The organism is Terribacillus saccharophilus (assembly GCF_002272075.1).
Lineage (GTDB): Bacteria > Bacillota > Bacilli > Bacillales > Amphibacillaceae > Terribacillus > Terribacillus saccharophilus_A.
In genome coordinates this window covers 1-602 of record NZ_NPBJ01000046.1, presented here as the reverse complement: position 1 = coordinate 602, position 602 = coordinate 1, and the positions used below count along the sequence as shown (strand labels likewise).

General features: G+C 52.2%; 1 rRNA gene. It reads right to left on the bottom strand.

Features of this window, described 5'->3' with window-relative positions:
- Positions 1-602: ribosomal RNA gene (locus CHH48_RS19075) — 23S ribosomal RNA — on the bottom strand; the annotation flags it as partial.

The following is a 602-nucleotide window of genomic DNA, read 5'->3' as shown; positions in this document are numbered from 1 at the left end:
TTAACGAGAGTTCTCGCGATCATCTTCGGTTACTCACCGTGCCTACCTGTGTCGGTTTGCGGTACGGGCACCTATTTCCTCACTAGAGGCTTTTCTTGGCAGTGTGAAATCAGGAACTTCGGTACTAAATTTCCCTCCCCATAACCGCCTGGAATTAATGTTGAGTGGATTTGCCTGCTCAACTTCCTCACGGCTTGGACGCGCATAACCAGCAGCGCGCTTTCCTTATCCTCCTGCGTCCCCCCATCGTTCAAGCGGATTTAGGTGGTACAGGAATATCAACCTGTTATCCATCGCCTACGCCTTTCGGCCTCGGCTTAGGCCCCGACTAACCCTGAGCGGACGAGCCTTCCTCAGGAAACCTTGGGCTTTCGATGAAAGAGATTCTCACTCTTTTTTCGCTACTCATACCGGCATTCTCACTTCTAAGCGCTCCAGCCGTCCTCACGATCGACCTTCACTGCCCTTAGAACGCTCTCCTACCACTGACATCGTAGATGTCAATCCGCAGCTTCGGTGGTGTGTTTAGCCCCGGTATATTTTCGGCGCAGCGTCACTCGACCAGTGAGCTATTACGCACTCTTTCAATGATGGCTGCTTCT